The following is a 691-nucleotide window of genomic DNA, read 5'->3' as shown; positions in this document are numbered from 1 at the left end:
TGTCCTGGTCGTAGTCCGTCGTGTCGCGAGTGCCGTCGTCTCGACGCACATCGATCCAGTCCGTGCGGCCCTGCGCATCGTAGGTCGCGGTGCGGGTGTTGTAGTCGGCATTGTCCCCGGCGCCGTCGGTTTCGAAGAGACTGATGATTCGGCCGTCAACGGCGTAGAAGGCGCCTGTCTGGTCGCCATCTGCCTGAATCTCGTTCTGCGAATGCCGGTGGCCGTCGAGATCGTGCGTGAACTCGATAACAGAACCATCTTCGTGACGAACCCAGACATGACTCGATCCATCATCGTAAGTCTGGCTTTCGACTGTGTAGCCGGGACTATGGAACGTATTGGCGACGTGCTCACGATATGCGGCGGCTTCTGCCGCACTCATCTGGGTCGTCCCGACAATATGAGCAGTGGCGTTGTCACGATAGAAATGATTGCTGTCGCGCCCCATGTCTGCGCGACTGTTCTCGACGATGTACTGGTTGCGTGCGGACCCGGTCAGTCCCAAAGCCTCGGCCTGTTGGGCCACTTCGGCGAAGCGCTGGTACAGAGGGTTGCTTGCGAGGACAGCCAGGTTCGAACCTTTGTATTCGCTGCCAGGCAACGCATTGATCTGCAGGCGGAGTTCGTAGCTGTCCAAGCGAGATGCGGTCTCATCGTCGAGCCAGCCTTGCATATAGATGTCGCCTCGCTC

1 protein-coding gene is annotated in these 691 nt (G+C 59.0%); it reads right to left on the bottom strand.

All coding sequences use genetic code 11. The features are described from left to right. The coding region (locus tag APY03_RS35285) for a hypothetical protein (protein ID WP_157103505.1) at positions 1 to 673 on the bottom strand (673 nt) is incomplete at its 3' end. Positions 674 to 691: the final 18 nt, after the last annotated feature.

Source organism: Variovorax sp. WDL1 (assembly GCF_001541225.1).
Classification (GTDB): domain Bacteria; phylum Pseudomonadota; class Gammaproteobacteria; order Burkholderiales; family Burkholderiaceae_C; genus Variovorax.
The sequence above is the reverse complement of the archived record's forward strand: the minus strand, read 5'-3'. Positions and strand labels throughout refer to the sequence as shown.